3 protein-coding genes are annotated in these 7,491 nt (G+C 70.7%); all 3 read left to right on the top strand.

The window, feature by feature from the left end; genetic code table 11:
* The first annotated feature begins 19 nt into the window (after positions 1 to 19).
* From ACESMY_RS23245 to ACESMY_RS23235, 3 genes are read left to right on the top strand one after another with little or no spacing between them, the layout of a single operon-like run.
* Positions 20 to 5,818, top strand: coding sequence for an amino acid adenylation domain-containing protein (locus tag ACESMY_RS23245; RefSeq protein WP_372787019.1), 5,799 nt, complete (start codon positions 20 to 22; stop codon positions 5,816 to 5,818).
* A complete protein-coding gene (locus ACESMY_RS23240) occupies positions 5,815 to 6,528 on the top strand; it encodes a 4'-phosphopantetheinyl transferase superfamily protein (protein WP_372787018.1) in 714 nt (237 codons plus the stop codon). Before ACESMY_RS23245 ends, ACESMY_RS23240 begins: the two co-directional genes overlap by 4 nt.
* Positions 6,529 to 6,534: 6 nt before the next feature.
* Positions 6,535 to 7,359, top strand: coding sequence for a cyclopropane-fatty-acyl-phospholipid synthase family protein (locus ACESMY_RS23235; protein WP_372787017.1), 825 nt, complete (start codon positions 6,535 to 6,537; stop codon positions 7,357 to 7,359).
* Positions 7,360 to 7,491: the final 132 nt, after the last annotated feature.

Raw genomic sequence — 7,491 nt, 5'->3', positions numbered from 1 at the left:
AGATGTGTATAAGAGTCAGGTGGTGGAGGCCGCAACGGGGACCCGCCACGAGCGCATCCTCGCGCAGTTGAAGACGATCGTCTGCAAGCTCACCGGCCTGCCGGTCGAACGCGTCGACGCCCATGCCACCTTCCTGGAGCTGGGGTTCGACTCGCTGTTCCTCACCCAGGCGAACGCGGCCTTCAAGAAGGCCTTCAAGATCCGCATGACGACGCGCCAGTTGATGGAAGCGACGCCGGTGCTGGACGCGCTTGCGGCCTATATCGACCGGGAGCTGCCGGCGGACGCCGCGATCGGCGAGGCCGAGGCGCCGGCGGCGGCGTCCGCCCCGGCCAAGGATGCAGGCGGAGCCGCCCCGGTCCGCGCCGGCGACAGCCCGGGCCTGCCCGCCATCAAGAAGGCGGCGCTCGACCTCACGCCGGAACGGAACGCCTATGTCGACGCCCTGATCGCCACGACGGTCGCGCGCACGCCGACCGCGAAGGCCGCGACCCAGGCGTCGCGCTCGGTCCTGGCCGATCCCCGCACGGTGCAGGGCTTCCGCTCCCGCTGGAAGGAGATGGTCTATCCGGTCCTCTCCGACCGGGCGAAGGGCTCAAGGATCTGGGACGTCGACGGCAACGAATATATCGACCTGGTCAGCGGCTACGGCGTCACCATGCTCGGCCACCAGCCGGACTTCGTGGTCGACGCGATCCGTGCGCAGATCGACCGGACACTGGCCATCGGCCCGCAGTCGGTGCTGGCGGGCGAGGTCGCGGCCCTGGTCTCCGAACTGACCGGCATGGAGCGCGTGGCGTTCTGCAACACCGGCTCCGAGTCCGTGCTGGCCGCGATCCGCATGGCGCGCACGGTCACCGGCAAGTCGAAGATCGTGAAGTTCGACGGCCACTACCACGGCATCTTCGACGAGGTGCAGGTGCGCGGCAGCGGCGCCGGCAGCCGCAAGACCACGGTCCCCAGCGCGCCCGGCATCCCGGCCGAGGCGATCCAGAACACCATCGTCGTCGAATACGGCGACCCGGAAGCCTTCGACGTCATGCGCGAGAACGTCGACGACATCGCGCTGGTGATGGTCGAGCCGGTGCGCAGCCGCAACCCTGACTTCCAGCCGCGGGAGTACCTCCACCAACTGCGCAAGGTCACCGAGGAGCTGGGGATTCCCCTGCTGTTCGACGAGATGATCACCGGCTTCCGCTCGCACCCGGGCGGCGCCCAGGCGATCTTCGGCGTGCGCGCCGACATCGCGACCTACGGCAAGGTGGCCGGCGGCGGCCTGCCGATCGGCATCGTGACCGGCAGCGCCCTCTATATGGACACCCTGGACGGCGGGAACTGGCAGTACGGCGACGACTCCGTCCCGACCTCGGACATGACCTGGTTCGCGGGCACCTTCGTGCGCCACCCGTTGGCGCTGGCGGCCGCCAAGGCGACCCTCGAACACCTGAAGCGCGAGGGCCCCGGCCTGCAGGAGCGCCTGAACGCGCGATCGACCGCGCTGGTCGGCGAGCTCAACGTCTTCCTGCAGAGGTTCAAGGCGTTCATCAAGGTCGAGCATTTCTCCTCGGTGCTGCGGGTCACCTTCACCGAGCACCAGGAATATGCCGACCTGCTGTTCTTCGAGCTGCGCAACCGCGGCATCCTGACCTACGAAGGCCGGCCGATCTTCCTGACGACCGAGCACAGCGATGCGGACCTCGCCGCGGTCCGCGACGCCTTCATCGCCAGCGTCAGCAAGCTGATCGACCTTGGCCTGCTGGACGGACGCGACCCCGACGCGGTGCGGCGCATCCCGATGACCGCGGGCCAGCAGGAGATCTGGATCTCGGCCCAGTTCAGCCAGGAGGCCTCCTGCTCCTACAACCTGTGCAGTACGCTGAAGCTGACCGGCCAATTCGACCTCGACCTGCTCCGGGCCTCGCTCAACGACCTGGCCGACCGGCACGAGGCCCTGCGCTCGACACCCGACCGCGACGGCCTGACCCAGACGATCCGGCCGCGGATCGAGCCGCCGCTGTCCTTCGAGGACGCCCGCTCCGACACGGCCGCCGACCGGGCGGAACGGCTCGATCGCGTCAAGCGCGAGCAGGTCACCACGCCCTTCGACCTGGAGACCGGGCCTCTGGTGCGCTGCCACGTCATCCGCCTTGCGGACGACCAGCATCTCGTCCTGCTCACCGTCCACCACGTGATCGCCGACGGCTGGTCCTGCGGCGTGCTGCTCCGCGACCTGGGCGAGCTCTACGCGGCCCGCAAGGCCGGCGAGGCCCCGGCGCTCGAGGCCGCCCAGCAGCTCGGCGACTTCGTCAGCTTCATGGGTCAGCCGGAGCAGCTCGAGGCCCGGGCCGAGGCTCGCGACTACTGGCTCAAGCTCTATGGCGGCGCGCTGTCGCGGGTCGACTTCCCCAGCGACCGCCCGCGTCCCAAGCGGCGCGACTACGCCGCCCAGCGCATCGAGATCGGGCTCGATTCCGCCACCGTCGCGGGCCTGCGCCGGGCCGCGCTGGAAAACGGAACCACGCTCTTCGCCTCGCTGATCGGCGGGTTCGCCGCCTATCTGACCCGCCTGACCGGCGTCGCCGACAATCCGATCGGCTTCTCGGCCGCCGGACAGCCGCTGATGGGCGGCAAGGGCCTGGTCGGGCATTGCGTGAACTTCCTGCCGCTACGCCTGTCGACCGACCTCGACAGCGGCTTCGCGACCCAGCTGCGCGGGATCGGCGGATCGGTCCTCGACGCCCTCGAGCACCAGAACTTCGACTTCCTGTCCTTCGTGCAGGACGTGCAGCCGCAGCGCGACGCCGACTGGGCGCCGCTGGTCTCCATCGGCGTCAACCTCGACCCGTCCTCCAAGGCCATCGGCTTCGCCGACCTGGAGGTCGAAGCCGGCTCGGTCGGCCGCGCCTATGAGAACCTCGACCTGTTCCTGAACTTCGTCGAAACCGACGCCGACGTCGAACTGCAGTGCACGTTCAACACCGCGCTCTTCGACCCGGCCACCATCCGCCGGCGCATGGAGGAGTATCTCCGGCTGCTCGCCGCGGCCGCGGCCGATCCGAACGCGCCGCTTCGCACGCTCGAAGTCATCAGCTCCGAGGACCGCCGGCTCCTGCTGTCGGACTGGAACGGCGCGGCGACGGGCTATCCCCGGGACGCCTCGCTGGCCGAGCTGTTCCGCAGGGTCGCGCGGACCCACGGCGGCAAGACCGCCCTGCTGGTCGCCGAAACCGGGGCCGACGCCATCCCGCGCCGCGCGGTGTCCTACGCCGAGCTCGACCGCCTGTCCGACCAGTGGGCCGTGCGGCTGCGCAGGGCCGGCGTGCGCCGCGGCGCCTTTGTCGCCTTGACCCTGCCCCGATCGCTGGAGCTGATCGTCGGGATGCTGGCCACGCTGAAGGCCGGGGCCGGCTATGTCCCGGTCGAACCCGGAATCCCCGCCGCCGCGACGAAACTGATCCTGGACCACAGCGGGGCCGTCGCGGTCCTGACGACATCGGACCTCACGAACACCTTCGACCCGCAGGGCCTCGCCATCCTGGAGATGGATGCGCCGCGGCCGGACGAGATGACCGGCGCCGCGCCCGACGGCGGCGCGGCCGGCAGCGATCCGGCCTATATCATGTACACCTCCGGCTCGACCGGGACGGCCAAGGGCGTGGTGGTTCCGCAGCGCGCGGTGACCCGGCTGGTGGTCGGCGCCAACTACGCCCGGCTGGATTCGACCCGGGTCATCGCCCAGCTCGCGCCGGCCAGCTTCGACGCCTCGACGTTCGAGATCTGGGGCGCCCTGTTGAACGGCGGCACGCTCGTCGTGCCCCCTGGCGATCACCTGCCCGACCTCTGGCGGCTGGACGAGATCCTGAAGTCCTCGGCGGTGACGACCCTGTGGCTGACCGCGGCGCTCTTCAACACCATCGTCGACGAGGATCCGAGCATCCTGGCCGGCGTCGATGAGCTGATCACCGGCGGCGAGGCGCTCAGCGTGTCGCACGTCAGCCGCGCGCTCGCCGCCCTGCCGAACACCACCCTGATCAACGGCTACGGCCCGACCGAGAACACGACCTTCAGCTGCACCTACCGGATCCCGCGCGACTTCGATCCCCGCTCGCCGTCGGTGCCGATCGGCCATCCGATCAACAACACCCAGGCCTATGTCGTGGACGAGCGGCTGCGGCTGGTGCCCCCCGGCGTGCCGGGCGAACTGGTGGTCGGCGGCGACGGCCTGGCGCTGGGCTACCTGAACCGGCCGGACTTCACCGACCAGGTGTTCTTGCCCGACACGATCACCGGCCAGACCGTCCGCTCGTCCGGACGCCTCTACCGGACCGGCGACATCTGCCGCCACCGCCCCGACGGGGCCATCGAGTTCCTCGGCCGGCGCGACGACCAGATCAAGATGCGCGGCTTCCGGATCGAACCGGGCGAGGTGGAGGCCAGGCTGCAGGACATCGACGGCGTCCGCCAGGCCGTCGTGGTGCATGAGCCCGGCGCCGACGGCGGCCGGCTGATCGCCTTTGTGGTCTGCGCCGACGACACCCTGACCACCGCCCGGCTGACCCGGCTGCTGCGCGACCGGCTGCCGCGGCACCTGATCCCGTCACGGATCAGCCTCTTGACCGAGCTGCCCCTGTCGGCGAACGGCAAGGTGGACCGCCAGGCGCTGCTGCGCGCCCCGGCTGACGAGGTGGAGGAAGTCCGCAACGTCGCGCCGCAGTCGGAGATGGAATCCGAGCTCGCCGCGATCTGGGCCGACCTCCTGCAGCGCCCGGTCGTTTCGGTGGAGGAGAGCTTCTTCAACCTCGGCGGCCACTCCCTGATGGCGGTGCGGCTCTTCGACAGGGTGCGCCGCCGCTACGGGGCCGACCTGCCGATCTCCACCCTGTTCACCCATCCGACGATCCGCGACCTGGCCGAGGTCATTGACCAGGCGCAGGCGGCTGGCGGCCCGGCCGCGACCCTGGACCCTTCGGCGGACTGGGACACCACGGCGGTGATCCATCCCGGACCCGGGACCGGAACGACGCCGCTGTTCATCGTCGGCGGGGCCGGCGGCAACATCAACAACCTGGCCGACCTGGGCGCCGCGCTCGGCCGGCACAGGATGGTGGTCGGGATCCAGACCCGGGGCATCCTGGGCCACACCCCGCACGAGACCATCGAGGAGATGGCGGCCGACAACGTCCGCTACCTCCGTCGTCACCAGCCGAGCGGACCCTATGTGCTGGCGGGCTATTCGGCGGGCGCCCAGACGGCTTTCGAAATGGCCCGCCAGCTCGTCGCCGCGGGCGAACGGGTGGCCGAGGTCGTGCTCCTGGACACGGTCGCGCCCGGCTATCTGGGGCGCGTCAGCGGCGTCGACCCGACCTCCCCGCCGATCAAGCTGACGCTCCGGGAGCAGTTGCCGCACGAGTTCCGCCTGCTGGGCGACCAGGGCCTGGGCCAGCTCGGCGACCGGCTGTCCGCCAAGCTCTCGAACATCGTGCTGCGCGGCAAGGTGCTCGACCTCCTGGACGCCGCGACGCCGACCCTGGCGCGGAGCCGGCGGGCTCGGCTGGCCTGGTTCGCCGCGGCCCGGCGCTACCAGGGCGGCCCCTACGCGGGGCGTGCCAGCCTGGTGATCTCCAGGCCGATCGGGCTGCGCGACGAGACCTATGTCGCCAGCCACCCCTTCCTCGGATGGGACGAATTCATCGACCCGGCGAGCATCACCCGGATGCGGGTCGAGTGCAGCCACCTCAACATGGTCAAAGGCAAGTACGCCGACGAGCTCACCGCCTTCATCGAAGGGCGGCTCAGCGCCCTGCAGGCCGCGGCATGAGCGGCTTCGCCATCGTCGAGGAGGGGATCCGTGTCGACATCGGCGAGTGCCGGCTCGACACGGATGCGGACATCGCGCTCGGCGACGCCCACGCGGACCTCAACGACGAGGAGCGCGCGCGCGCCCGCAGTTTCGTATTCGCGCGCGACCGCGACCGGTTCATCCGCGCCCGCGGCTACCTGAGGCGCCGGCTCGGGGCGTTTGTCGGGGTTGCGCCAAAGGCGGTCCCGATCGCGACGGGCGAGGACGGCAAGCCGTTCCTCGAAGGCCGCCCCGCCAGCTTCAACCTGTCGCATTCGGGCGACCTGGCGGTCCTCGCCGTGACCCGCGGCGACGACATCGGGATCGATCTGGAGACCGTCGACCGCTCGCCCGGTTTCGAGGACCAGCTCGACGACCTGTCGCGCTTCTGCCTGAACGGCGAGGAGCAGGCTGCGCTGGCGAAGCTGCCGCCGCCCCAGCGGGTCCGCCGCTTCCTGTCCTACTGGACGGCGAAGGAGGCCCGCATGAAACTCACCGGCGAGGGCATGGCGCTCGAGCCCCGCACCATCGCGCTCGAGCTCTCCGGCGGCCGCGCCGTCGGCTATCTGCGCCCCCGCGGCCCTGACGCCGTCCTCAGGTTCATCCCGTTGTCCCGGCCGGACGCCATCTGCTGCCTCGCGGTCCGCCGCGACAGCGAACGGGGCATCGCGCGCGCGACCTCGGGATAGGCCGCCATGGGCGAGGCCAGAGATACGCTCAAGCTGATGATCGGGCGGGTGGCCGAACTGGCGCTGCCGCAGCTCGGGCGCGAGATCGACGAGATCCGCAACACCGCGCGGGCCGCCAAGCTGAAGCGGGCGATCCTCTACGCCCGGCTGCGGCGCGCCCAGTCGCGCGGCGACGTGGTGGCGGTCGAGAAGGCCCTGGGGAAGTTCTGGAGAGGCGAAGGCGGCGACCGGTTCCACAACCACTATGCGCACGAACGCCGCAACCTCTTCCGCGAGCTTCATTCCGGGGTGATCGACACGCTCGCCCGGCTGCTCGAGGAATCCGGCGGCCGTTTCCCCCGGCTGGTCGAGATCGGCTGCGGCGACGGCTCGACCCTGGCCTATTGCGCCCAGCGCCTGCCGTCGATCGCCGAGGCCGTCGGCCTCGACATCAACGCCGCGGTCATCGCGCGCATCTCGGCCGAGCCGCCGGCGGGCGGGCGGATCCGCTTCGCCGAGGCCGACGCGCGCGAGTGGTTGGCGGCCAATCCACGGCCGGGCACGGTGGCGCTCACCAACGGCGGGGTGCTCGAATACTTCTCGCAGGCCAATTTCGACGCCCTGCTGCGGGTGCTCGCCCGCTCACCCCCGGCCGCCCTCGTGCTGATCGAGCCCGTCGCGCCCGATCACGACCTGCAAAGCCAGACCACGTCCTTCGTGTTCGGGCACGAGCGGTCGTTCTCGCACAATCACCGCAGCCGGCTGACCGAAGCCGGTTTCGAGGTGGTGTTCGCGGAAGAAATACCGACGCCGGAGGTCCGCTGGATGCTGATGATCGGGGTCATCAGTTAAGGCCGGCCCGGAATAAGGAAGGTGGGCCCCCGGTTTGGGGCGGGGGGCCAGTTGAAAACCCCCGGGGCCCCCCCCCCGGGGGGCCGGGCCCCCGGGTGTAAGGACTGGTGGTAGCGGCCCCCCCCCAACCCC

The organism is Phenylobacterium sp., from assembly GCF_041691455.1.
In the GTDB taxonomy this organism is placed as follows: Bacteria; Pseudomonadota; Alphaproteobacteria; order Caulobacterales; family Caulobacteraceae; genus Phenylobacterium.
This window is presented reverse-complemented; position numbering and strand designations above follow the sequence as displayed.